Raw genomic sequence first — 23,068 nt, 5'->3', positions numbered from 1 at the left:
GGTTCACCCGTCGCGCCTTCCCCGACAAGCACGGCCCGCGTTCGCTGCGCCCACCGCGCGGCCAGTGCACGGCCGCTGCGGCTACCTTCATTCTAGTTCGTGACGGCCCCGATCGCCGGGTCCGTTCCGGGGCCGAATCCCCTCCCGCCCCCGCATCCGACCGAACGCCGAACATGTTCCCGGACCGGCTATTCCGCGACCAGCGCGAAGCCGGGCCGGATCTCGCCGCCCGGTTCCGCGGGCACGAATCCCGCGACCACCACACCGACCCCGGGCCGCACCTGGCCCTCCGCGCGATACGAACCGTCGTCCACCCGGTGCGGCTGCACGGTCTCGGACCCGCCGACGAGCGAGAGCATGTTGAACCACACCAACCGGACCGGTCCGTGTGGCGCGTCCGCGGGCAGGTCTGCGGTGAAGGTCACCAGGTCGGGGTGCGCCGCCGATCTCCCGACGTCCGCGTGCAGGGCCTGCTCGCCGAACGCGGGCGGCACTTGGAACGGGTGCACGTGCCGAGCCGACGGCGTGGACATGTGCCCGATCCCGGCCTCGAGCAGGTCCTGGGCGGCACGCAGATCCGTCGATCCCTCGACGACCCCTTCGCGCCGCAACTCGGACACCACCGAGGTCAGGCCCGACCGACAGAAGCGAGTGATACGTCTGGACGTGGGTGACACCGTCCCTGGACGTTCCGTTGTCAGCATGGTGGCCTCCGGCCGGTAGCTGCGGTGTGCCTACCCAGATTACGACCGTCCGGTCGACGGCACACCCGTATTCGACCGTATCGTCGGCCCGGAGCGACCGACCATCCCATCGACACCACCGGGGAGCGAAACCCTTGACCATGATCGTGCTCGCCTGCGGCGGCGCTGCGGTGCCCGCACGGCTGGCGTCGCTGCCCGTCGTGACCGCACCCGCGGTGCCCGCCAAGCCGGACCTCGACGTGCTGCGGCCCCGACTCGACGAGGCCACCGAGACGCCTCGACTGGTGGTCCTCGGCGACGACGGCGCCCTCGCCGCGGTGTTGACCCGGCTGATGCGATCCGAGCGCCTGCACGTCGAGCTCGCGTACGTCGCGGCCACGCGAACCGCCGCGACCCGGCTGCACGGACTGGCCGTCGGCGACCGTGCGGCCGAGCGCGCACTGCGCGGGAGTCCCGTCGAGCTGCCACTGATCCGCGACGACGCCGGCACCGCGCTGGTCGCCGAGGCCACCGTCACCGGTCCCGGTGGCAGTGAGCTGGTCGGCGAGGCGTACGTCGACTCCGTGCGGTTGTTCTCCGGCACCGTCCGGTCGCTGCGGATCGCCCCGACCCACGAGCAGCCGGGTCTACGCGCGACCGCGAACCGCGGCCGGGGTCTGCTCCCGGCCCGGTGGACGGCGGGCCGGGCCATCCAGCTCGGCTCGGTCGGCGCGGTGGTCACCCGGGACGGGGTCACGACCGCGCGCGAGGTCAAGCGGTCGAGCTTCTACCGGGACACCCGGTCGTGGCTGCTGGTTCGGTGACCGCCGGGACCGCGCACACCTCGGTGATACTGGATTCATGACCTTCCTCCCCCGCGCCCGGACCAGCCGGGCCGCGATCCGGCCGAGCCCGGTGTTCTTCGGCGTGCTCGCCGTCGCGATCGCGGGTGGCGCGCTGGCCTGGCAGGCCGCGCCCCGGTCGACGGCGGCGACGGTCGGGGTGTTCCTGCTCGTCGTCGCGGGCTGGATCGTCACGGTGTGCCTGCACGAGTTCGGGCACGCCTTCACTGCCTGGCGGTACGGCGACGACGAGGTGGCCGCGCGCGGATACCTCACCCTCAACCCCCTCAAGTACAGCCACCCGCTGCTGTCGATCGGCCTGCCGGTGCTGTTCATCGCGCTCGGCGGCATCGGCCTCCCCGGCGGCGCGGTGTACCTGCGGACCGACCTGCTGCCCGCGCGGGCCGTGCGCCGGATCTCGCTGGCCGGTCCCACGGTGAACGCGATCGCCGCGGTGGCGCTGCTGGTGACGATCCGGGTGTTCGGCGACTCCGCCTCGCACCCGGTGTTCTGGTACGGCCTGAGCTTCCTGGCCTTCCTCCAGGTGATGGCGACGGTCCTGAACCTCATCCCGTTGCCCGGACTGGACGGTTACGCCGCGCTCGAGCCGTCGCTGTCGGCGAAGACCCGCCGCGCCCTCGACCAGTACAAGGGCCTCGGGATGCTGTTCCTGATCGCCCTGCTGTTCGTGCCCTCGATCAACCGCGTCTTCTTCGACGCGGTCTACGCACTGTTCGGACTGTCCGGGGTGCCCGAGGTGTGGCCGATGTACGGCAACTACCTGATGCGTTTCTGGCTCTGATCCCGACCGCGCACGTCTGACGCCGGGGTTTGCCGGACCGACCGCCCGGCGGACAATGGGACAGGACGCGACTTCCCCGAACAGACGAGGTGACGGTCATGTCACTGGAATCCAACAAGGCCCTCGTCCGGCGCTTCTACGGCGCGATCGACGCCGGCGACATCGACGCCCTCGACGAACTCGTCGACGAGAACTACCTCGATCATTCGCCGCCGCCGTTCCCGGGGCTCGACGCACCCGGCCGGCAGGGGCTGAAGCAGGCGTTCCGGCTGTTCTGGGCCGCCACCCCCGGGCACCACGCCGTGCAGGATCAGGTGGCCGAGGGCGACAAGGTGGTCACCCGACTGCTCTGCAGCGGAACCCACACCGGCGACCTCCCCGGGATTCCGGCGACCGGCAACGCCATGGAGATGACCGCCACCGTCGTGCACCGCATCCGGGACGGCCGGATCGTCGAGAAGTGGTCGGACAAGGACGTTCTCGCCATGCTGCAGCAGCTGGGCGTCGTGCCGGTCGCGCACCCGTGACGACGCCCGCTCGCGACCGGCGACGCCGCTTCGGGAAGGACGAGCCCCGGAAACCGGGGCCGATCCTTCCCGAGTTCAGCCGAGCCGGGTGACCCAGCCGTGCAGTTCGTCGCCGCGCAGCGCGGCGGCGTGCCGCTTGCGCAGCGCCTCGCAGATCGGGCCGGGCACCCCTGCCCCGACGACCCGCCCGTCGACCTCGGTGACCGGCGCGACTCCCGCAGAGGTGCCGGTGACGAACACCTCGTCGGCGATGTACAGCTCGGTGAGGTCCACGGTGCGCTCGACCACCGGGATGCCGTCCTCGGCCGCGAGCGTGAGCAACGTCCGACGGTTGATGCCGTCCAGGATGTCGCAGGAGACGTCCGGTGTGATCAGGGTGCCGCCGCGGACCAGGAAGATGTTGGCGGCGCTGAGCTCGCACACGTGCCCGTTGCCGTCGAGGAAGATCGCGTCGTCGTAGCCGGCATCGATCGCGTCCTGCTTGGCGAGCACCGAGTTCACGTAGGCACCGTTCACCTTGGCCCTGGACGGGATCGCATTGTCGGGGATGCGGCGCCACGTGCTGGCCTTGAGCCGCATGCCATCCTGGGGGACGATCGGCACCGCGTCGTAGACGAACATGCTCACGGTGGTGTGGCAGCCGCGCACCCGGGTGCCCGCGATCGACTCGTCCACGTGCACGGTCGCCCGGACGAACACGTCCTCGGTCGGGTCGTTCGCGGCGACGAGTTCGGTTGCCACCGAGACGAATCGGTCGTAGTCCCACTCGTCGGCGAACCGGTCCATCCCGATGATCTTGCAGGACTCGACCATTCGCTGGAAGTGGTCCGCGAGCCGGAACGCGGTGCGATCACCGCCGCCGACGTGCACCGGGAACACCGTGTACACGCTCAGTCCGTACAGCACCGCCGAGGTCGCGACCCCGAGGGTCGCCGCCTCGGCGTCGACGATCCGGTCACCGAAGTACACGTGGGGATGTGGGTTTGCCATGGCCGGAGATGCTATCGACACACCCTCCGGCACGGGAAACGATTTCGAACGCGGTGGGTCCCGCCCGTTCGCCCTCGCTCGCGGCAGACTGTGCGCATGCTGCATCTGCGAATCCTGGCGCCCGCCGACCTCACCGACGAGGCGGTGCGCATCCTCGACGACGAACCGGGGGTGAGCGGTCTGGTGGTGCTGCGGGGGTCGGCGGTGCGCCCGCCCGGCGACCTCGTGGTCGCCGACATCGCGCGCGAAGCGGCGAACGACGTCGTCGAGCAGCTGCGCGCCACCGGCCTGCACCACCGGGGCAGCATCGAGATCGACCCGGTGCACGCGTGGCTCTCGCGCAGCGGGTTCGACGCGGAACTGCACACCCCGGGCAGCAGCGCGGACACCGTGGTGTGGGCGGAGGTCGCCCAGCGCTCCTACGAGGACACCGAACTCAACTGGACCTACCTGAGTTTCATGAGCATGGCCACGCTGCTGGCCGGGATCGCCATCGTTATCGACTCGCAGATCCTCACCATCGGCGCGATGGTGCTCGGCCCCGAGTTCGGAGCCATCGCCGCGCTGGGCGTCGCACTGGTCCGACGCCGGTTCGTGTTGCTCGCACTTGCGATACGCACGCTGGTGGTCGGGTTCGTGGTCGCGATCGCGATCACGGCGGCGGCCGCGGTGGCCGGTCGGATGCTGGGCTGGGTCACGATCGACGACATCACCGGCTCGCGTCCGGGGACCGAGTTCATCTACACCCCCGACAAGTGGTCGTTCATCGTGGCGATGATCGCCGCGGCGGCCGGGGTCCTGTCACTGACCTCGTCGAAACTCGGTGGCCTGTCCGGGGTCTTCATCTCCGTGACCACGGTGCCCGCCGCGGGCAACATCGCGTTGGGGATCGTGTTCGGCGTCGGTGACGTGATCTGGGGCAGCACCCTGCAGTTGCTGCTGAACCTGTCCGGAATGGCCCTGGCCGGCTGGGCGACGCTGGCGTTCCAGCAGGCGGTGTGGTCGAGGGTGTCGGTGCGCCGATCCCGCGCGCTCGACAAGGTGCGCCGGATGCTCTGACGCGTCGGGCGTCGCGCCGCGCGGAACGGCGCCACCACCCGACGCCATCCGACGCTCAGGCCGCCTCGGCGTACGGGCGCGCCTGGCGTGCCGAACGTAGGGCCGAGCCCCACCATTCGAGCTGGTCGAGCATGTTCGCTCCCGCCGAGTTGCACACGGTCGGGTCGATCGGGTTGCCCTCCTCGAACACCGATCTGGCGCCGTGAAAGCTGACGCTGTCGCGCACGGTCACCGCGTGCAGTTCGGCGAAGACCAGGCGCAACTGCTCGACGGCACGCAGTCCGCCGCCCAGTCCGCCGTACGAGACGAATCCGACCGGCTTGGCGCGCCATTCGTCGCGGTAGAGGTCGATCGCGTTCTTCAGCGCGGCAGGGAAACTGTGGTTGTACTCGGGGGTGACCACGACGAACGCGTCCGCCGCGTCGAGCCGCGCACCAAGGCGAGCGAGCGCCGGGGTGGGCTCGGTTCCCCAATTCGGGTGCACCGCCGGAAGTTCGATATCGACGAGGTCGACGACGTCGAGATCCATCTCGGCGACCGACCGTACGAGGCCGGCGAACCAGGTCGTGACGGTAGGGCCGAAGCGCCCGTCACGGGTACTGCCGGTGATGACGACGAGACGCAGGCGGCGGTTGGTCATGATCAGTTCTCCTTGGGTGAGGTGGAAGGATTCGGGCGAAGCAGGACCGCGACGGCGGCCGCAGAGGCGGCACAGAGTGTCGCGACGGCGAAGAGCATGGCTCGCCACACGTCGGTGAGGGAGTCGGCGAGGAACGCGGCGTCGGGTCCGTCGACCTCGCCGGACGAAACTCGTTGCGCCACCGCGTTGTCACCGACCTCCAGTCGGAGCAGCGTCACCATGACGGCACCGAACAGAGCCAGCAGCACGGCGTTCGATCCACCGCGCACGGTGTTGAGCAGGCCCGATGCCATACCGATCCGGTTCGGCGGCACGAGCGCCATGGCCCGCGCGTCGATGATGCCGAGGGCCAGGCCGTTTCCCGCGCCGATCGCGACGAAGGGACCGAGGAGACCCACCGCGGAAATCCCCGGGTGAAGCACCGACAGCCAAGCGTTGCCCAGGGACATTGCGGCGAGCGCGACGGTGATCACGAGGCGGGGCGACACTCCCCGGTTGACCAGCCGGGCGCCGAGCGACGGGAAGGCGACGATCGGCACGGTGAGCATCAGCATGACGGCACCGGCGCGGCCCGGCGAGAGTCCGTTGACGCCCTGCAGGTAGGTCGGCAGGGTGACGAGGACGGGGGTGGATCCGAGCGCGAGGGTGGCGGCGGACAGGCACCAACCGGTGAACCGCCTGTCCCGCAACAGGTCCAGGTCGAACAACGGGTTCGCCACGCGCTTCTCGATCCGAACGAACGCCACGAGAAGGCCCGCGCCGGCGGCGAGCTGCCCGAGCACGGCCGGGTCCGTCAGCCTCGCACCGGACAGTTGGGTGACGGCGAGCAGGACAAGCCCGAGCCCAGCAACGAGGGTGATCGCCCCCAGCCGGTCGACGCGGACCGGCACGTCCGAGCGGGATTCCTGTGCGAAGGCCGTGCCGAGGAGGATCACCGAACCCAGCACGGCGAACACCAGGAAGGTTGCCCGCCAACCGATACCGCCGACCAGCAGACCCGCAGCCGTCGGTCCGATCGCGAGACCGACTCCCGCTACCGTGCCCACGGCCGCGAACGCCCGAGTCCTGGCCGGCCCGTCGAATGTTGCGGCGAGCAGCGCCCCGCCCGCCGCCATGATGCCGGCGGCCCCGATCCCGGACACCGTCCTCGCCACGTCGACGACCCAGATGTCCGGGGCCGCCGCGACCGCGGCGGTACCGACGACGTACACCGCGGCGCCGATCCGCAGTACCCGGCGGCGGCCGAGCTGGTCCGCCAGCGAACCGGCGGTGAGCATGCAACATGCGGCCGCCAGGAAGTAGCCCGTGACAACCCATTGCAGGGCGCCACCGGATGCGTCCAGGTCAGCACCCATGGCCGGCAGGGCGACCGCGGTCCCCGACATCAGCATCGGCCCGATCAGCGAACCCAGGAGTACGGCCCCGAGGGTGACGTACCCGGCCGCGGACGCCGTGGCGTCGCCATGCCCGATCCGAGCGGTTGTTGCGGTCATGACACGAAAGTACAACGACCGTTGCACTTTGTAAAACGGTCGTTGTAAATCAGCTAGAGTTTCACCCATGACCAGCACGGACACACCAGACAACACCGGCTCCCGGCCGCGCGGCGGGTCCGCCGAGAAGCACAACGCAATCCTCCGGGCGGCCCGCAAGGTGTTCGGGCGCGACGGCTACGCGCGCGCCAGCATCGACGTGATCGCCGCCGAGGCGGGCGCGTCCACCCGCACGCTGTACAACCACTTCGGCGGCAAGGAAGCACTGTTCACCGAAACCGTGATCGGCAGCGCCTCCGAGGTCGCGGCGGCCCAGATCGCAATGGTCGGTAGGCATCTCGACGAGGTCACCGATCTGGAAGCCGCACTCGTCGCGCTCGGGTACGACTGGGTCACCAGCACTGTGCGCGAACAGTTCGCGGACCACTTCGCGATGGTCCGGCAGATCACTTCGGAAGCGGCGCACTTCCCGGCGGCCTCGTTGGAGGCGTGGCGGGAGGCCGGCCCACGAAAGGTACACCGCGAGTTGGCGATGCGGTTCGAGCGGTTCCAGGCGCAGGGGCGACTACGCGTCGCCAACGCCGAGCGCTCGGCGCATCACTACCTGGTGCTGATCAACTCAGAGGTTCAGGAGCGCACGTTCGGCGGGGTTGTGCCTCTCGACGACGCCGATCTGCGCGAGATCGTGGCGGACGGCGTCCGCGCGTTTCTCATCGGCTACCAGCTCGACCAGTAGCGCCGCGGCGCCAGATCGGCGAAAAGGCATTGGGAGTCATGCCCCGGCGTTCCCGGAGTGACGGCGAGCCATCTCCCGCCCCACCGCGCGCAGTCCGGCACGCAAGGACTTCGGTGCCAGCACTTCGACTCCCCCACCGAGTGCCGTCAGCTGGTGCAGCGCAACGTCTTCGGCCTCGAGCATCAGGTCCAGCTCGACCCAGCCGTCGGCGTCGGCGGGGCCGGGGGTGACCCGCGCCGCCTCCGCGCCGACCACCGCGGGCAACGCCCGCCAGGCCGCGGGCGAGAGCCGGACCCGGCACGGGTACCGCAGCAGCGACCGGTCGAACGCGGCCGCCGATTCCGCCCACCAGGCGGCGAGGTCGAAACCCTCGGGTCGCTGGGTGGGCTCGCCGAGGACCTCGACCCGTCGGATCCGGGAGACACGAAACGACAGGATCAAACCTCTGTGTGCCGCAACGAGATACCAGACACCCGCCTTGGCCACCAGGCCGAGCGGGTCGAGCGTGCGAGTGGCCTCGCGGGCGCCGCGCCGGTAGCCCATCCGCAGCCGCCGGTCCCCGAGCACCGCCCGTGCCACCGCCGGCAGGTGCGGGTGCTGTGCGGGTCGAGCGAACCAGCCCGGCGCGTCCACGTGCAGCCGACTGCGCCACAGCTGGGCGCCGGCGCGCAGCGGCAGCGGCATGGCACCGAGGAGTTTGGCCTCCGCGGCCGCGGTCTGGTCGCCGAGGCCCAACTGCCCGGCGAGCCCGGGGACGCCGAGCAGCATGAGCGCGGAGGTCTCGACTCCGGTCATGCCGCTGAGCTTGGACTGCCAGCCGTCGAGGAGCCGGATGCCGCCGCCCGGCCCGGACTCGGTCCACAGCGGGACACCCGCGGCCTGCAGTGCCGCGACGTCGCGGTACACGGTGCGCACGGACACCTCGAGCTGGTCGGCCAGCCGCTCGGCGGTGGCACCGGGGCCGCCCTGCAGCCGCAGCATGAGGTCGAGCAGTCGACTGGAGCGCACCGGAGGAGTCTAGGCGGAATCACTGACAGAAGATGTCAGGGATTCGGGCGCACACTGGTCGGCATGACAACCTGGCAGCAGTTCTCCGACGAGGCACCGGCCTTGTCCGAATCGATCGCCGCACGGCTGCGTGCGCACAAGCACCACGTCCTCGCGACGCTGCGGGCCGACGGATCCCCGCGGGTCAGCGGCACCGAGGTGGAGACCTTCCGTGGACTGCTGGTCCTCGGGTCGATGCCGGGCGCCATGAAGGTGCGTGACCTGCACCGCGACGGGCGCTACTCGCTGCACACCAACCCGGGCCACCACACCATGGAGGGCGGCGACGCGAAGATCTCCGGCCGGGCCCGCGAGCTGTTCGGAGACGAGAAGAAGGCCATCCTCGAGAGCTACGACGAGAACCCCGGCGACGAGGCGCAGATCTTCGAACTCGGTGTCGAGGAGGCGGTCCTGACGACCGTCTCGGAGGACCGGCTGCACGTCGACCTGTGGCGGCCCGGCGCGGGCGTCACCAGGCGCAGCCGGTGAGCGCGCCGGACCTGACCGGAAAGGTGGCTCTGGTCGCGGGTGCGACCCGCGGCGCGGGCCGGGCCATCGCGGTCGAGCTGGCCCGCGCCGGGGCGACCGTCTACGCGACCGGACGCAGCAGCCGGGACGCCGGCCGGTCGGAGATCGACCGGCCCGAGACCATCGAGGAGACCGGTGATCTCATCGCGGCGGCCGGCGGTGACGGCGTCGCCCTGCGGGTGGACCACCTCGAACCGGACCAGGTGCGCGCCCTGATCGCCCGCATCGACGCCGAGCACGGTCGGCTCGACGTCCTGGTCAACGACATCTTCGGTGGGGACAGATACGCGCAGTTCGGCACCAGGCTCTGGGAGCACGACCTCGACGGCGGGCTGCGCATGCTGCGGATGGGCATCGACACCCACGCGATCACCAGCCATTTCGCGTTGCCCCTGCTGATCCGCCGACCCGGCGGCCTGGTCGTCGAGATGACCGACGGCACAGCGGAATACAACGTCGCCTATCGGCACCAGGTCGGCTTCTACTACGACCTTGTCAAAGCCGCGGTGCAGCGGATGACCACCGCGCAGGCCCACGAACTGGGCTCGAGGGGCGGCGCGGCGGTCGCCGTCACCCCGGGCTGGCTTCGCTCGGAGACGATGCTGGAGATCTTCGGGGTGACCGAGGACAACTGGCGCGACGCGCTCGATCGGGAACCGCATTTCGCGATCTCCGAGTCGCCGACCTTCGTCGGCCGGGCGGTGGCGGCGTTGGCGGCCGACCCCGATGTCGCGCAGTTCAGTGGCACGGTGGTCTCGAGCGGGCAGCTGGCCCGGCGGTACGGCTTCACCGACGTGGACGGCTCGCGGCCGGACTGCTGGCGTTACCTCGTCGAGGTGCAGGACCGCGGGCTGCCCGCCGACACCGCCGGCTACCGCTGAGCCGGCGTCACCAGGTGAGGTTCTCCTGGCAGTGGGAGCCCTCCGCCCCCGACTCGACCTGGACGGTCGCGTGGCTCAGCCCGTGGCCGTCCAGCACCGCCTTGGCCGCGGCGAGCACCGTCTGGCCGTCCACCTCGGTGGTCAGGTGGACGGTCGCCACGTCCATGCCGGTGGTCAGCGTCCACACGTGCAGGTCGTGCACGTCGGACACCCCGGGCAGCGCCCGCAGGTCGGCCCGGACGGTGTCGACGTCGACGTTCGCCGGCGAGGCCTGGGTGAGGATGCGCAGCGCCGCCCCCGCCAGCTTGAGTGCGCGCGGCACGACCCACAGCGAGATCGCCACGCCGACAACGATGTCCGCGTACTGCCAGTTGAACAGCAGCACGACCGCACCGGCAATGAGCACTCCGACGCTGCCGACGGCGTCGGCGAGGACCTCGAGGTAGGCGCCGCGCACGGCGATGGAGTCCTTCGCGTCCGCGCGCAACAGCAGCATCACCACGAGGTTCGCCGCGAGGCCGGCCGCTGCGGTCAGCATCAGGGGCAGGCCGGGGATCTCGGGGGCGTCGCCGATGCGCCCGATCGCCTCGTACATCACCCAGGCGGCCACCGCGAGCAGCAGCACCGCGTTGGCCATCGCGGTGAGCACCTCGGCGCGGTGCCAGCCGAAGGTTCGGGCGGCGGCCTTCGACCCCTGCCGGGCGAGCATCAGCGCGACCAGCCCCATCGACATCCCGACCACGTCGGTGAGCATGTGGCCGGCGTCGGCGAGCAGCGACAACGAATTGATCGTCAGACCGACGATCACCTCGAGCGCGAGGAAACCCAGCAGGATCGCGAGCGCGATCACCATCCGCCGGATCCGGGCCGACGACGGTCCCGCTGCGCCCGCGTCCGCAGTGCCGTGACCGTGACCGACTCCCATGACACACCCTCCTCGGGTCGGCCCCGTGCCGACCCGAGGCCATCATATGCATACATTCGCATATATCGAAAGGCGGATGCGCCGCTCCTACACGTCAGGCGGGTAGGCGGGCTTCGGAACCGTCGGCGGCAGGGTCGCGACCGCCGAGATCCGCGACAGCCCCGCGACCTGCAGCAAGTCCACGATCAGCGACCGGATCTGGGCGAACACCACGGTCGCGGAGATCCCCGCGTTCTGCACGAGCTCCGCCTTGGCACCGACCGCCACCGACCGCAGCACCCGCGCGGCCTCCGCCCGGTCCGGCTGCTGCCCCGGGTCCGCCAGCACCATCCGGCGCAGCACGTCCACCGCGTGCGAGAGCTTCTCCACCTCGTCCACCAGGCGGGGGTCGAGGATCTCGTCGTCCCGCACCAGCGACAGCGACCGTCGGGCCAAGACGCGAATGTTGCGCATCGCGTTGTCGATCGGATCGGCGGCACGTTCGAGCCGCTCGAACCGGGGCCGCGAGTTCCAGTACAGCGGCGAGAGCCGGCTGATCTCCCGGCCGCCGGTCAGGCTCGACCGCAGCCCGTCGATCGCGGCCTGGGTGGTGCGGGCCTTGTGCAACGCCGCCTCGATCGGCTTCGGGTCGTTTGCGACGAGGCCGTCCGCCACCAGCTGCAGCACCTCAGAGGCGGTGCCGAGGATGCCCGCGGCGCTCTTGCGCGCCCGCAGCACCGGATGAGAGGGCACGAAGGCCACCACGACCACGCCGACCAGACCGCCGATCAGCGCGTCGACCATGCGGTGGGGCCCGCCGGCCGCGCTCGGCGGGATCAGGGTCGACACCAGCACCCCGGAGGTGCCGGCCTGCATCGCGATGATCGGGCCGCCGTCGAGGAATATCGCGGTGGACATCGCCAGCGCCACCACGAGCACGATCTGCCAGGCCCCGGTGCCGATGAAGGAGATCAGCAGGTCCCCAACGCCGATACCGACCGTGACGCCGACGATCAGCTCGACGGACCTGCGCACCCGCGCGCCGAGCGAGAGACCGAGCGACACCACCGCCGCGATCGGTGCGAAGAACGGGTCCGGGTGGTGGATCAGGTCGTTGGCGATCCACCAGGCCAGCCCGGCTGCGAGCGCGCACTGCAGCACCGGGAGCGCGGACGCACGCAGCCGGGTTACCGAGGCCCGGAGACGATCCCGGCCTCGACTGAGATCGAGATTGCGGAATCTACTCGACGCCAAGTGCTTCGGCGGCTCGGGGATCGCAGTCCTCCAGCAGGTCCAGGCAGCGGGCGTGCTCGTCGGACTCGCCGATCTCCTTGGCCGCCGTCGCCAGTGCGGCGACGCAACGCAGGAACCCGCGGTTCGGTTCGTGGCTGTAGGGCACCGGGCCGAAGCCCTTCCAGCCGTTGCGGCGCAACTGGTCCAGGCCGCGGTGGTAGCCGGTGCGGGCGTACGCGTACGCGGTGATGGTCTCGCCGTCGGCGAGCGCGGCCTCGGCCAGGTACGCCCACGCGATCGACGCGGTCGGGTGCGCGGCCGCGACCTCCTTGGGGTCCGCGTGGTTGAGGAGGTCGGACTCGGCGTCCTCGTCTCCGGGCAGCAGGGTGGGCTGTGGTCCGAGCAGGTCACCGAAAGAAGTCATGGCCACCATTGTGCCCCGCGGGCCCCCGGCTCGATAGGCTGCCCACAGCCACGACGTCCGGTGTCGCCGGGACACCGATCGAGCAACGAGGGGGCGCACGTGCCGGACTCGCAGGACCCCACCACCGACCCCACGGCGGAGGATGCCGTCACAGCCGTCGTCCCGCACGTCTCCCGCGCCACGCCCGCCAAGGTCGGGCCCGGCCTGGCCACGCCCGCCCCGGCCCCCGCCAGGATCCCCGCGACGGAGCCCACCCGGCGCAGCCGCTGGCCGCTGGCCGCGACCGCGGTGATCGTGCTGGCGCTCGTCGCGGCGGGTGTGACGTATTACGCGACAGGACGCGGCGACGGATCGGACGGCCCGCAGGCACAGGTCGAGTCCGCGATCACGACGTTCGTCGGCGCCATGACCTCCGGCGACCTCGCGACTCTGCGCGCCACGTCGTGCGGGCAGCTCGGCGACTACTACCGGCAGGTCCCGGACGCCGGGTTCACCGACGTGTACCGCTCCGCGGTGGCAGCGCAGTCGATTCCGGCGGTCGAGAAGATCGACGCGGTCTCGATCACCGACGACGACAACGCGATCGCCCAGGTCACCGTCCACACCGCCGCCGCCCCCGCAGACAGCTCGGCCCGGACGTTCGCCCTGCAGCGTCAGGACGGCGTCTGGAAGGTCTGCAGCTGAGCTCGAGCGGACTTCAGCTTGGCGGTCGCAGCACGTCGGTGATGCCCACCGGCGGCCGGCCCAGCACCCGGTCGACGTCGCCGCTGACCCGGCCGAGGTCCCCGGCCGCGATCGCCCGGTACGAGCTCACCCACCCGTCGACCTCCCACTGCGGCGCGCCGTACGACGCCCGCGAGGCGTAGGCCTCGTCCAGTGTCTCGGGCCGATAGGTGACCGTCCGGCCCGATGCGGACGTGAGCGCCGCGGCGACCTCGTGCAACGACAGGGCGGCCGGGCCGGTCAGTTCCAGGGTTTCGCCGTCGTGGTCCGGCGAGCCCACGACCGCCGCGGCGACGGCGACGACGTCCGCGCGCGCGACCATCGCGGCGCGGCCCTCGCCGGCAGGCCCGCGGATCACGCCGTCGCGCCCGACCATCCCCGGCATCAGGTCCAGGTAGAGGTTGTCGCGCAGGAAGGTGAAGGCCAGCCCGGACTCGCGGATGCGCTGCTCGGTGTGCCAGTGATCGCGACCGAAGGTGAACGTGCAGTCCGGTGCGGCGCCGACGAACGAGACGTAGACGATGCGGCGCACCCCCGCCGCGGCCGCACAGTCCACCGCGGCGCGCTGCAGATCGGCGCGGTCGCGGGTCTCGGTGGCCGAGACCATGACGAAGGTGTCGACCCCGTCGAGGGCCTCGCCCAGCACCGGGTCCCCGAAGCTGCCGCGTCGTGCGGTGGCACCGGGCAGCTCGGGCAGCCGCGCCGGATCGCGTCCGATCAGCACCGTCGGGGTACCCGCCGCCGACAGGGTTCGCGCGACGCCCCCGCCCAGGTGGCCGCTGGCTCCGGACACCGCAATCAGCTCGCTCATGCGACCGAGCCTAGGCGCCGTCACTCGGGCGGAACGCGAAAGCGCAGCTGCCGTCGCATCGGTCGAGTGACCGCGACGGCAACTGCGCTTTCGGCGGGAGAACCTAGCTGCCGGAGACCGAGCGTCCGGCGGACTTGAGGTCGTTGCAGGCCTCGATGACGCGGGCGGTCATGCCGGCCTCGGCCTTCTTCAGGTAGCTGCGCGGGTCGTAGACCTTCTTGTTGCCGACCTCGCCGTCGATCTTGAGGACGCCGTCGTAGTTGGCGAACATGTGCCCGGCGATCGGACGGGAGAACGCGTACTGGGTGTCGGTGTCGACGTTCATCTTGACGACGCCGAAGTTCAGCGAGTCCTCGATCTCCGACTTGAGCGAGCCCGACCCGCCGTGGAAGACGAAATCGAACGGCTGCGAGCCGGCGGCGAGGCCGAGCTTCGCGGCGGCGACCCGCTGGCCCTCCTCGAGCACGGCGGGCTTGAGCTTGACGTTGCCCGGCTTGTAGACGCCGTGCACGTTGCCGAAGGTCGCGGCCAGCAGGTACTTGCCGTTCTCGCCGACGCCGAGCGCGTCGACGGTCTTCTCGAAGTCCTCGGACGAGGTGTAGAGCTTGTCGTTGATCTCGGCCTCGACGCCGTCCTCCTCGCCGCCGACGACGCCGATCTCCACCTCGAGGATGATGTTCGCGGCCGCCGAGAGCTTGAGCAGCTCCTTGGCGATCTCCAGGTTCTCGTCGATCGGGATGGCCGAGCCGTCCCACATGTGCGACTGGAACAGCGGGTTCCGGCCGGCGTTGACCCGCTCCTGGGAGATGGCCAGCAGCGGGCGGACGAAGCCGTCCAGCTTGTCCTTCGGGCAGTGGTCGGTGTGCAGCGCGATGGTCACGTCGTACTTGGCGGCGATGACGTGCGCGAACTCGGCGAGCGCGACCGCACCCGTGACCATGTCCTTGACGCCGAGACCGGAGCCGAACTCCGCGCCACCGGTCGAGAACTGGATGATGCCGTCACTGCCGGCGTCGGCGAAGCCCTTGATCGCCGCGTTGATGGTCTCCGAGGAGGTGCAGTTGATGGCGGGGAAGGCGAAGGAGTGCTCCTTGGCCCGGCCGAGCATCTCGGCGTAGACCTCGGGAGTTGCGATAGGCACGGCGGCTGTCCTCCATAGACGAGTGGTGTGGGCGCTGCCGATCGTGTCGGCTCGCGCGCGGGTGCTCCATGCAGTATGGCAACCCGCGCGCGCGACGTCTCCTCTGCGTCCGGCGATCGGACGGACGGGACTCAGCGGACTCTCAGCGGCCGCCGGTACTCTGGTCCGCGTGATTGTGCAGGCAGCCTCGGAGCTCGCGACCAATGGCCATGCGTCCGTGACCAACTTGGCGCTGATGCCGCAGTGGATGGACCCGATGTACCTGCTGACCGAGTCTTGGCTCAAGAGCGCGGTGCTGCCGGCCATCCTCGTGATCGTCTTCATCGAGACGGGTCTGCTGTTCCCGCTCCTGCCTGGCGACTCGCTGCTGTTCACCGGCGGCCTGCTCGCCGCGCAACCGACCCCGCCGGTCAACATCTGGGTGCTGGTGATCGCCGTGTCGGTCACCGCGATCCTCGGCGACCAGTGCGCCTACTGGATCGGCCGACGGGTCGGCCCGGCACTGTTCAACAAGGAGGACTCGCGCTTCTTCAAGAAGGAGTACGTCACCGAGTCGCACGCCTTCTTCGAGAAGCACGGACCCAAGACCATCATCCTGGCGCGATTCGTGCCGATCGTCCGTACGTTCACCCCGGTCATCGCCGGTGTGTCCAAGATGAACTACCGCACGTTCCTGTCCTACGACATCGTCGGCGGCATCCTGTGGGGCGGCGGCGTCACCGTGCTCGGCTACTTCCTCGGCAACGTCTCCTTCATCCGTGACAACGTCGAGGCGATCTTCCTGCTGATCGTCTTCATCTCCGTGCTGCCCGGCGTCGTCGCGGTCGTCAAGAAGACGCTCGCCGCGCGCGAGGCGAAGGCCGCGGCAGCCGTCGTCACCCCGCAAGACGAGCCCACGCCGTAGTTCATGGTGCTCGCCGGCAGTTTCGGCCCGCTCGAAACCGTCGGTCCGGTGGTCGTGTGGGTCGTCGTCCTGACCTTCGTCTTCCTCGAGTGCGCGTTCATCATCGGACTGTTCCTGCCCGGCGACTCCCTGCTCGTCACCGCGGGCATCGTGCTCGCCGGCCACTACTCCGGCAGCACCCAGGTGTGGCTGCTGTCGGCGGGGGCGGCGCTCGCCGCGATCGCGGGCAATCAGGCCGGCTACGTGATCGGCCATCGGACCGGTCACAGCCTGGTCGCCCGGCGGGGCGGCAAGTACCTCAACACCTCGAATCTGCACAAGGTCAACGCCCTGCTCGACCGGCACGGCTTCTGGTCGGTGCTGATCGCACGGTGGATCCCGTGGGTCCGCACCCTCTGCCCACTGGTCGCCGGTGCCGCCCGGATGAACCACCGCAGCTACACGATCGCGAGCAGCATCGGCGCGGTGGCCTGGGCGCCGGTGCTGCTGTTGCTCGGGTTCTACGCGGGTGGCTTCCTCGAGCGGGTGTCGTGGCTGCTGCCCGCGGTGCTCGGCGTGATGATCCTGCTGCTGGTCGTCGGCACCGGGATCGGGGTCCGGCAGTACCGGCAGGAACTCGCGCGACCGGTGGAGGCCTACGAGGTGGAGTGACGGCACATCCTGCCGACGCCCCTCCCGAATCCGGCCTCGTGCCCGGCAATCCCCGGTAAACTCCCTGGACAGCAGCGGTTTCTGTCACAGCGCGAAGCTCATCCGGCGACTGCGAAGGACGGCCCAGCCCATGTCCGACTTCCCCGCGATCGCCGACTACGCCTTCCTGTCCGACTGCCACACCAACGCCCTGGTCGCCCCCAACGGCAGCGTCGAGTGGATGTGCGTGCCGCGGCCCGACTCGCCGAGCGTGTTCGGCGCGATGCTCGACCGGTCCGCCGGCTTCTTCCGGCTGGCGCCGGCCAACATGACCACCCCATCCCAACGCCGCTACCTGCCCGGGTCGCTGGTGCTCGAGACCACCTGGTGCACCCCGACCGGCTGCTTGGTGGTGCGGGACGCACTGGTGATGGCGCCGTGGCCGGGCGGGCCGCGGGTGGCCGGGCACCGACGACCGCCCGGCGACTTCGTCGGGCTCGCCACCCTGGTGCGCACCGCGGTGTGCGTCGAGGGCCGCGTGGAGACGACGACCAACTGCCTGCCGCTGTTCGACTACGGCCGCGCGGTCGGGAAGTGGGAGTACACCGGCGAGGACTACGGCTCGGCGCGATGCCGAGGCGACGGACACCATCCGGACCTGACGCTCACCAGCAACATGCGGCTGGGCCTCGGCGGCGCCCGCGCGGGCTCGCGGACCGACCTCGACGCCGGCGAGAGCGCGTTCGTCGCGCTGTCCTGGGGACCGTCCGCGCCCGCGACCGTCGAGGAGGCGGTGGAGCAGATCGACACCACCGAGCGGCTCTCGCGAGCCTGGCTCCGCCACGCCAGCCTGCCCGATCACCGGTGGCGCCCGTATCTCGAGCGCAGCGCGTTGACGCTGAAGGGGCTGACCTTCGCCCCGTCCGGCGCGATCATGGCCGCGGCCACCACCTCGCTGCCGGAAACGCCCGGCGGCGAACGGAACTGGGACTACCGGTACTCGTGGCTCCGCGACTCCTCGTTCATCCTGCACGCCCTGTTCGAGCTCGGCCACGACTGGGAGGCGTTCGAGTACTTCGCCTTCCTGATCGACGCACTCGCGGGCGGGCCGCTGCAGATCATGTACGGGATCGACACGGAACGGGACCTGACCGAGCGCACCCTCGACCACCTGTCCGGCTACGACGGCGCGCGCCCGGTGCGGGTCGGCAACGGCGCATGGAACCAGCAGCAGCACGACATGTGGGGCATGGCGCTCGAGTCGATCGCCACCCACGTGAAACATGCCAGCCAGATCGGGCCGCCGGCCTGGGCCCTGGTCACCCAGCTCGTCGAGGGCGCCGCCGAGGCCTGGCGTGAACCCGACTGCGGGATCTGGGAGATTCGCGGTGAGCCACAGCATTTCACCGCCTCGAAGGTGCAGTGCTGGGTCGCGCTCGACCGCGGCGCCAAGCTGGCCGACGATCGCGGGGACGCCGAACACGCACGGCGCTGGCGCGAGACCGCCGAGGAGATCCACGCGGACGTGTGCGCCAACGGGGTCGACGAGCGCGGAGTCTTCGTGCAGCACTACGGATCCACCACACTGGACGCCGCGACGTTGCTCCTGCCGCTGATGGGTTTCCTGCCGCCCGAGGACGAGCGGGTCCGGGCGACGGTCCTCGCGATCGAGCGGGAACTGACCGAGAACGGTCTGGTGCTGCGCTACCGCACCGGCGAGACCGACGACGGCCTCAGCGGGGCCGAGGGCACGTTCGTGATCTGCTCGTTCTGGCTCGTGACGGCGCTGACCATGATCGGCGAGACCGAGCGCGCCGCCGCGCTGTGCGATCGCCTGCTCTCGCTTGCCAGCCCACTCGGGCTGTACGCGGAGGAGATCGATGCGACCACCGGTACCCATCTGGGCAACTTTCCGCAGGCGTTCACGCACCTCGCGCTCATCGACGCGGTGACCCGGGTGATCAAGGCCGAGGAGGATCGGGGTCGAGCGCCTCGGGGCTGACCGCCGCGGACTCCGGGAGCTCTGCGGCCGCGCGCGTCGGCCACCAGAACGGGCGGCCCTCCAGTGCCGCCAGGCTCGGCACCAGCAGCGGCGCCATCGCGAACGCCGCGATGAGAATGCCAACGGCCACACCGAAACCCAGTTCGGACAGGTTGGCGAGCCCGGTCAGCATCAGCGAGGCGAAGGTACACGCGAGGATCACCCCCGCGGCGGCGACGGTCGCCGCGTCGTTGGCGATGGCGATCCGGACCGCCGAGCGCGGGCTGTGACCGGACCGGAACTCCTCGTGGATGCGGGCGGCGATCAGGATGTTGTAGTCGGTGCCGATCGCCACGACGAACAGGTACAGCACGATCGGGATCGAGAAGTCGATCCCGGAGTAGCCGCGCGCGTGCAGGAACAGCAGCACCACCGTACCGAGGGTGGCGGTGAACGTCAGTGCCACGCAGACAAGAAGATTCAACGGCGCGAGGATCGCGGTCAGCAGGACGGCGAGGATGACGAAGATGACGATCGCGGCGACCGGGAACACCCTGCGGGTGTCCGCGTGCAGCTGCGACCGGACGTCGACGTAGGTGGACGTCTGCCCGCCGACGTAGACCTGCGCGCCCGGCACCGACCCGTGCGCGGCCGCGCGCAGCGGACCCTCGACCAGGTCGAGGGCGGCGTTGCCGTAGGGATCGTCCTGGAGGACGACGCTGATCAGCGCGGCCGTCCCGTCCTGGCTCGGCTTCGGTGGTGCGACCGACGCGACGCCGGGTACCCGGGACAGGTCGGCGCCGAGCGCGGTCAGCGAGTTCGGGTCGAGCGGGCCCGCACCGACCACGTAGACCTGGGTGGGGCTGAGCGCTCCCGCGGGGAACGACCGGCCGAGGGTGTCGAACGCCTGCTGCGAGGAGGTGCTCGACGGCAGCTCGCCGAGCGTGTTGTAGGTGGACCGGTAGCCTGCCGCGAACAGGGAGGCCACGATCAGCGCCACCCCGACCGCGGAGGCCACCGCGGCCGGGCGCCGGGCGGTGAACGCACCCACCGCCGCGAACGGGCTGTGCGCACTGTCCCGCCCGGGCCCGCTCGGCCAGAACAGGCGCGGCCCGAGCAGTGCGAACACCGCGGGCACCAGCGTGAGCGCCGTGACCAGCATGACCGCGACGGCGACGATCAGTCCGGGGGCCAGCGTGCTCAGCGACTCGAGCTCGGCCAGCAGCAGCGCCGCGAACGCGCCGATCACCGTCAGCGCCGAGGACGCGACCACCCGCCCGACCACGGCGGTGGCCGTGACCAGGGCCGCACGCGGCTCGGCCCCGACCCGCAGCAGCTCCCGGTACCGGAACAGGAGGAAGACGATGTAGTCGGTCCCGATCCCGAACAGCACGACCACCAGGATCGACTGCAGCGTGGTGCTCACCTGGAAGTCGAACAGGTCCGCCAGCAGCGCCGTGAGGCCACTGACCACCCCGAGCACCACGCCGATCACCAGGACGGGGATCACCGCGACGACCGCGCTGCGGAAGATCGCCCCCAGCAGCGCCAGGATCAAGATCACGGTGGCGACCGTGATGATCCGGTCCGCGTGGTCGTACGCCGAGGTGGTGTCGACCTGGATGGCCGCGTTCCCGGTGAGGCCACTGACCAGACCGCTGCCCTGCAGCGCCGCGGTGGCGTCCTGGCGCAGCACCGGCACCGCCGCGTCGACCCGGTCGTCGCCCGGCTGCCCGGCGAACGCCACCTGGATCGCGACCACCCGACCGTCGGGCGAGAGCGACTGCGGGGTGGCCTGCACGGCCAGCACGCCCGCGATCCCGGCGTTCTGCAGCGTCGCGGCGAGACCCGTCGCCGTGGCCTGGTCGGTGGGCGAGAGCGGAGCGCCGTCGGCGCGGACCACGACCAGGGAACCGGTTGCGCCGGACTGCGCCGGGAAGTACTCGGTGCCAACGGCCTGCGCCTGCACCGACTCGAAGGACTGCGGCAGGAAGGCCTGCTGGTTGCCGGTCGTGTAGGTGCCGAGGCTGGGGGCGAACACCAGCACCGCGACCGCCGCGATCACCCACAGCGCGATCACGCGCCACGGGTGGGCCACGACCGTGCGAGCGAGGTAGCCGAACATCGGATCGCCTCGATGAATGTCGTTGCTGACGAGCGCCGTTCCCAGCCTCGCACTCGGGCCCAGCCGTGACAAGGCGCGAGACAGCTAGCGGCCGAGCGCTCCCGCCGCCACGTACGCGGCCTCCATCAGCATCCAACCGCCGAGTTGCACGGAGAAGTCGCGCTCGGCGATGTCCGAGGACCGGACGGTCCCGCCGGTGAACGTCGCGATCCCCTCACCGAGGCCGGGCAGTCGCGCCGGCTCGGACCAGTCGGAGCCGAACAGCGGCAGGCCCTCGACCTGGAGCCGGTTCTCCCAGGCCGCCTCCGCCGAGTCCAGCACGATCTGGGCGGCCAGCCGGCGGGTCCGCTCGTCCGCCTCGGTGTCACCGGGCAGGTCCGCGGCCACCAGCGCCAGGTACCGGGCGAGGATGCCGTGGAACAGGCCGCCGTCGCCGCCCCCGCCGCCGGCGATCACCCCACCCTCGGTCAGCTGCTTGTCGACGGCGTCGACCAGCGCGTGCACTCGTTCCCGGTGACGGGCCGCCCCGAGTCGCACGGCCAACTCCGTCTCCACCCCGAGCACCACACCCTGGCAGTAGCTGTAGATCTCCCGGTCGAGTTCGCGGGTGATCCCCGGGTTGTCGCCGGCGGTGCCCTCGGTGCGGACGCCGTCGAGCATCAGCCCGCTCGCCGGGTCACGCAGGGTCTCGTCCATCCAGTCGGCCATGGCCTGGGCCCGCCAGAGCCGGCCCGTGCGGGCCAACAGGATGGCGGCCGGACCGTTCGCGGGAGTGTTGTAGAAGTTCGACTTCTTGCACCACGGGATGCCGCCGCCGTGTTGAGGCGCCCAGGCGTCGAACAGTTCGAACTCCAAGTCGCCGATGGCGTTTCGGTAGTCGACGTGCTGCAGTCGCTGGGCTCGTTCCAGCGCGACACCGAGCCAGGCCATGTCGTCGTAGTAGCTGTTGGTCCAGCCGGTGATGTTCCGAATCCGGTGGGCTCGAGCTATTTTCGTGATCCGGCGGCGCCGTTTGGGGCTGGGCGCCCGCTCGGCGGCGTCGACGACGCAGTCGAGCAGATGCGCCTGCCACCAGTAGTGCCAGCTGAAGAAGAGTCGTTCCCTCCGCACCGGCGGCCAGGCCACCACTCCGAGCGCGGTCCCTGGCAGCGCCCACAGTCGGCGCACATGCCGGGACACCATCGCGCCCTCGGCTGCGTCCGCTCTCCCCGCCCACTGGTGCTGCATAACAAATGATCTTGCCTATTTGTGTGACGATTCGCTACCAAGAATGTCTCAGATCGGCGTGTTGCCGGATCCAGGCGTGCATCGCGATGCCCGCCGCGACACCCGCGTTGATGCTGCGTGTCGAGCCGAACTGGGCGATGGACACGGTCATCGCGGCCGAGCGTTTCGCGTGCTCGGTGACGCCCGGTCCCTCCTGCCCGAACAGCAGGATGCACTCACGCGGCAGGCTCGCGGTCTCGATCGGCACCGATCCGGGCGTGTTGTCCACGGCAACGACGGCGAGGTTCTCGCGGGCCGCGAACTCGAACAACTCGGCCGCGTCGGGGTGGTGCACGATGTGCTGGTAGCGGTCGGTGACCATGGCCCCGCGCCGATTCCACCGGCGGCGACCGACGATGTGCACCGCGGCGGCCGCGAACGCGTTGGCCGTGCGGACCACCGTGCCGATGTTCGCGTCGTGCCCGAAGTTCTCGATCGCCACGTGGAAGGGGTGCCTGCGACTGTCGATGTCCGCGACGATCGCCTCGCGGGTCCAGTACCGGTAGGCGTCGACCACGTTGCGCCGGTCCCCCGTCGCCAGGAGTTCCGGGTCGTAGCGTGGGTCGTCGGGCGGCGGGGTGTCGTGCTCGGTGTGCCACGGACCGACCCCGTGCGGGTGTTCGCCCCACTCGGTGGGCCCCGGCTCGTCCCCCGCGGTGGCAGGTTCGGATTCGCGGTCGGACATGGTGGTACTCGCT

General features: G+C 70.6%; 24 protein-coding genes. 11 read left to right on the top strand and 13 right to left on the bottom strand.

Annotated features, from left to right (window positions below; genetic code table 11):
• Window positions 1-188: 188 nt before the first annotated feature.
• On the bottom strand, window positions 189-623 hold the full coding sequence (locus ACFVH2_RS23710) for a hypothetical protein (RefSeq protein WP_378427643.1): 435 nt from the start codon (window positions 621-623) through the stop codon (window positions 189-191).
• A 221-nt stretch (window positions 624-844) separates the two neighbouring features.
• Between ACFVH2_RS23710 and ACFVH2_RS23705 the strand changes: the two genes are divergently transcribed.
• From ACFVH2_RS23705 to ACFVH2_RS23695, 3 genes are all read left to right on the top strand, one after another.
• The gene (locus ACFVH2_RS23705; protein WP_378427723.1) at window positions 845-1,507 is read left to right on the top strand and encodes a hypothetical protein; all 663 of its coding nucleotides are present in this window, start codon (window positions 845-847) and stop codon (window positions 1,505-1,507) included.
• Window positions 1,508-1,544: 37 nt separating this feature from the next.
• Window positions 1,545-2,327 carry a site-2 protease family protein gene (locus ACFVH2_RS23700; protein WP_378427645.1) on the top strand — a complete coding sequence of 261 codons (783 nt, stop codon included), beginning with the start codon at window positions 1,545-1,547 and terminating at the stop codon, window positions 2,325-2,327.
• A gap of 98 nt (window positions 2,328-2,425) precedes the next feature.
• Window positions 2,426-2,854 carry an ester cyclase gene (locus ACFVH2_RS23695; protein WP_378427647.1) on the top strand — a complete coding sequence of 143 codons (429 nt, stop codon included), beginning with the start codon at window positions 2,426-2,428 and terminating at the stop codon, window positions 2,852-2,854.
• Window positions 2,855-2,929: 75 nt separating this feature from the next.
• Here the strand turns inward: ACFVH2_RS23695 and ACFVH2_RS23690 are convergent, their stop codons facing one another.
• The gene (locus tag ACFVH2_RS23690; protein ID WP_378427649.1) at window positions 2,930-3,844 is read right to left on the bottom strand and encodes an aminotransferase class IV; all 915 of its coding nucleotides are present in this window, start codon (window positions 3,842-3,844) and stop codon (window positions 2,930-2,932) included.
• Window positions 3,845-3,940: 96 nt separating this feature from the next.
• On the opposite strand from ACFVH2_RS23690, the gene ACFVH2_RS23685 reads away from it, so the two are divergent.
• Entirely contained in the window at window positions 3,941-4,903 is a 963-nt protein-coding gene (locus ACFVH2_RS23685) for a DUF389 domain-containing protein (protein ID WP_378427651.1), read from the top strand.
• A gap of 55 nt (window positions 4,904-4,958) precedes the next feature.
• On the opposite strand, the gene ACFVH2_RS23680 is transcribed toward ACFVH2_RS23685, so the two are convergent.
• A complete protein-coding gene (locus ACFVH2_RS23680) occupies window positions 4,959-5,543 on the bottom strand; it encodes an NADPH-dependent FMN reductase (protein ID WP_378427653.1) in 585 nt (194 codons plus the stop codon).
• 2 nt (window positions 5,544-5,545) lie between these two features.
• Entirely contained in the window at window positions 5,546-7,036 is a 1,491-nt protein-coding gene (locus ACFVH2_RS23675) for an MFS transporter (protein WP_378427655.1), read from the bottom strand.
• Between the two features lie 67 nt (window positions 7,037-7,103).
• Here ACFVH2_RS23675 and ACFVH2_RS23670 point away from each other — a divergent pair, with 67 nt between their 5' ends.
• Window positions 7,104-7,772, top strand: coding sequence for a TetR/AcrR family transcriptional regulator (locus ACFVH2_RS23670; protein ID WP_378427657.1), 669 nt, complete (start codon window positions 7,104-7,106; stop codon window positions 7,770-7,772).
• A 36-nt stretch (window positions 7,773-7,808) separates the two neighbouring features.
• Here the strand turns inward: ACFVH2_RS23670 and ACFVH2_RS23665 are convergent, their stop codons facing one another.
• Complete coding sequence (locus tag ACFVH2_RS23665) at window positions 7,809-8,780, bottom strand: helix-turn-helix transcriptional regulator (protein ID WP_378427659.1); 972 nt, start codon at window positions 8,778-8,780, stop codon at window positions 7,809-7,811.
• A gap of 63 nt (window positions 8,781-8,843) precedes the next feature.
• On the opposite strand from ACFVH2_RS23665, the gene ACFVH2_RS23660 reads away from it, so the two are divergent.
• The gene (locus ACFVH2_RS23660; protein WP_378427661.1) at window positions 8,844-9,308 is read left to right on the top strand and encodes a pyridoxamine 5'-phosphate oxidase family protein; all 465 of its coding nucleotides are present in this window, start codon (window positions 8,844-8,846) and stop codon (window positions 9,306-9,308) included.
• Entirely contained in the window at window positions 9,305-10,228 is a 924-nt protein-coding gene (locus ACFVH2_RS23655; protein ID WP_378427663.1) for an SDR family oxidoreductase, read from the top strand. The genes ACFVH2_RS23660 and ACFVH2_RS23655 overlap by 4 nt, the downstream gene beginning before the upstream one ends.
• Window positions 10,229-10,235: 7 nt before the next feature.
• Here ACFVH2_RS23655 and ACFVH2_RS23650 read toward each other — a convergent pair whose 3' ends face one another.
• From ACFVH2_RS23650 to ACFVH2_RS23640, 3 genes are all read right to left on the bottom strand, one after another.
• A complete protein-coding gene (locus ACFVH2_RS23650) occupies window positions 10,236-11,153 on the bottom strand; it encodes a cation diffusion facilitator family transporter (RefSeq protein WP_378427665.1) in 918 nt (305 codons plus the stop codon).
• Window positions 11,154-11,240: 87 nt separating this feature from the next.
• Entirely contained in the window at window positions 11,241-12,314 is a 1,074-nt protein-coding gene (locus ACFVH2_RS23645; protein WP_378427725.1) for an aromatic acid exporter family protein, read from the bottom strand.
• Between the two features lie 58 nt (window positions 12,315-12,372).
• Window positions 12,373-12,789 carry a DUF3151 domain-containing protein gene (locus tag ACFVH2_RS23640; RefSeq protein ID WP_378427667.1) on the bottom strand — a complete coding sequence of 139 codons (417 nt, stop codon included), beginning with the start codon at window positions 12,787-12,789 and terminating at the stop codon, window positions 12,373-12,375.
• A gap of 99 nt (window positions 12,790-12,888) precedes the next feature.
• On the opposite strand from ACFVH2_RS23640, the gene ACFVH2_RS23635 reads away from it, so the two are divergent.
• Window positions 12,889-13,473 (top strand): hypothetical protein, encoded by a 585-nt coding sequence (locus tag ACFVH2_RS23635; RefSeq protein ID WP_378427669.1) that lies wholly within the window; start codon window positions 12,889-12,891, stop codon window positions 13,471-13,473.
• Between the two features lie 13 nt (window positions 13,474-13,486).
• On the opposite strand, the gene ACFVH2_RS23630 is transcribed toward ACFVH2_RS23635, so the two are convergent.
• A complete protein-coding gene (locus tag ACFVH2_RS23630; protein ID WP_378427671.1) occupies window positions 13,487-14,323 on the bottom strand; it encodes an NAD(P)H-binding protein in 837 nt (278 codons plus the stop codon).
• A gap of 103 nt (window positions 14,324-14,426) precedes the next feature.
• A complete protein-coding gene (gene fbaA, locus ACFVH2_RS23625) occupies window positions 14,427-15,464 on the bottom strand; it encodes a class II fructose-bisphosphate aldolase (protein WP_378427673.1) in 1,038 nt (345 codons plus the stop codon).
• 235 nt (window positions 15,465-15,699) lie between these two features.
• On the opposite strand from fbaA, the gene ACFVH2_RS23620 reads away from it, so the two are divergent.
• From ACFVH2_RS23620 to ACFVH2_RS23610, 3 genes are all read left to right on the top strand, one after another.
• The gene (locus ACFVH2_RS23620; protein WP_378427727.1) at window positions 15,700-16,368 is read left to right on the top strand and encodes a VTT domain-containing protein; all 669 of its coding nucleotides are present in this window, start codon (window positions 15,700-15,702) and stop codon (window positions 16,366-16,368) included.
• Window positions 16,369-16,371: 3 nt separating this feature from the next.
• Window positions 16,372-17,019, top strand: a complete 648-nt coding sequence (locus ACFVH2_RS23615; RefSeq protein WP_378427675.1) for a DedA family protein — start codon at window positions 16,372-16,374, stop codon at window positions 17,017-17,019.
• A gap of 130 nt (window positions 17,020-17,149) precedes the next feature.
• Window positions 17,150-19,000 (top strand): glycoside hydrolase family 15 protein, encoded by a 1,851-nt coding sequence (locus tag ACFVH2_RS23610; RefSeq protein WP_378427677.1) that lies wholly within the window; start codon window positions 17,150-17,152, stop codon window positions 18,998-19,000.
• Here the strand turns inward: ACFVH2_RS23610 and ACFVH2_RS23605 are convergent.
• The 3 genes from ACFVH2_RS23605 to ACFVH2_RS23595 form a co-directional block, all read right to left on the bottom strand.
• Entirely contained in the window at window positions 18,960-21,104 is a 2,145-nt protein-coding gene (locus ACFVH2_RS23605; protein ID WP_378427679.1) for an MMPL family transporter, read from the bottom strand. The two genes, ACFVH2_RS23610 and ACFVH2_RS23605, sit on opposite strands and share 41 nt — an antisense overlap.
• Before the next feature lie 84 nt (window positions 21,105-21,188).
• Entirely contained in the window at window positions 21,189-22,331 is a 1,143-nt protein-coding gene (locus ACFVH2_RS23600) for a glycoside hydrolase family 76 protein (protein ID WP_378427681.1), read from the bottom strand.
• A gap of 34 nt (window positions 22,332-22,365) precedes the next feature.
• Window positions 22,366-23,055 (bottom strand): TrmH family RNA methyltransferase, encoded by a 690-nt coding sequence (locus ACFVH2_RS23595; RefSeq protein ID WP_378427683.1) that lies wholly within the window; start codon window positions 23,053-23,055, stop codon window positions 22,366-22,368.
• Window positions 23,056-23,068: the final 13 nt, after the last annotated feature.

Source organism: Rhodococcus sp. NPDC127527, assembly GCF_042672245.1.
GTDB lineage: Bacteria > Actinomycetota > Actinomycetes > Mycobacteriales > Mycobacteriaceae > Rhodococcus_G.
This window is presented reverse-complemented; position numbering and strand designations above follow the sequence as displayed.

Excerpts from the sequence above, each read along its gene's own strand:
- ACFVH2_RS23705 (WP_378427723.1), top strand. The coding sequence starts at position 845 with ATGATCGTGCTCGCCTGCGGCGGCGCTGCGGTGCCCGCACGGCTGGCG.
- ACFVH2_RS23700 (WP_378427645.1), top strand. The coding sequence starts at position 1,545 with ATGACCTTCCTCCCCCGCGCCCGGACCAGCCGGGCCGCGATCCGGCCG.
- ACFVH2_RS23695 (WP_378427647.1), top strand. The coding sequence starts at position 2,426 with ATGTCACTGGAATCCAACAAGGCCCTCGTCCGGCGCTTCTACGGCGCG.
- ACFVH2_RS23690 (WP_378427649.1), bottom strand. The coding sequence starts at position 3,844 with ATGGCAAACCCACATCCCCACGTGTACTTCGGTGACCGGATCGTCGAC.
- ACFVH2_RS23685 (WP_378427651.1), top strand. The coding sequence starts at position 3,941 with ATGCTGCATCTGCGAATCCTGGCGCCCGCCGACCTCACCGACGAGGCG.
- ACFVH2_RS23680 (WP_378427653.1), bottom strand. The coding sequence starts at position 5,543 with ATGACCAACCGCCGCCTGCGTCTCGTCGTCATCACCGGCAGTACCCGT.
- ACFVH2_RS23675 (WP_378427655.1), bottom strand. The coding sequence starts at position 7,036 with ATGACCGCAACAACCGCTCGGATCGGGCATGGCGACGCCACGGCGTCC.
- ACFVH2_RS23670 (WP_378427657.1), top strand. The coding sequence starts at position 7,104 with ATGACCAGCACGGACACACCAGACAACACCGGCTCCCGGCCGCGCGGC.
- ACFVH2_RS23660 (WP_378427661.1), top strand. The coding sequence starts at position 8,844 with ATGACAACCTGGCAGCAGTTCTCCGACGAGGCACCGGCCTTGTCCGAA.
- ACFVH2_RS23650 (WP_378427665.1), bottom strand. The coding sequence starts at position 11,153 with ATGGGAGTCGGTCACGGTCACGGCACTGCGGACGCGGGCGCAGCGGGA.
- ACFVH2_RS23640 (WP_378427667.1), bottom strand. The coding sequence starts at position 12,789 with ATGACTTCTTTCGGTGACCTGCTCGGACCACAGCCCACCCTGCTGCCC.
- ACFVH2_RS23630 (WP_378427671.1), bottom strand. The coding sequence starts at position 14,323 with ATGAGCGAGCTGATTGCGGTGTCCGGAGCCAGCGGCCACCTGGGCGGG.
- ACFVH2_RS23620 (WP_378427727.1), top strand. The coding sequence starts at position 15,700 with ATGCCGCAGTGGATGGACCCGATGTACCTGCTGACCGAGTCTTGGCTC.
- ACFVH2_RS23615 (WP_378427675.1), top strand. The coding sequence starts at position 16,372 with ATGGTGCTCGCCGGCAGTTTCGGCCCGCTCGAAACCGTCGGTCCGGTG.
- ACFVH2_RS23610 (WP_378427677.1), top strand. The coding sequence starts at position 17,150 with ATGTCCGACTTCCCCGCGATCGCCGACTACGCCTTCCTGTCCGACTGC.
- ACFVH2_RS23605 (WP_378427679.1), bottom strand. The coding sequence starts at position 21,104 with ATGTTCGGCTACCTCGCTCGCACGGTCGTGGCCCACCCGTGGCGCGTG.
- ACFVH2_RS23600 (WP_378427681.1), bottom strand. The coding sequence starts at position 22,331 with ATGCAGCACCAGTGGGCGGGGAGAGCGGACGCAGCCGAGGGCGCGATG.
- ACFVH2_RS23595 (WP_378427683.1), bottom strand. The coding sequence starts at position 23,055 with ATGTCCGACCGCGAATCCGAACCTGCCACCGCGGGGGACGAGCCGGGG.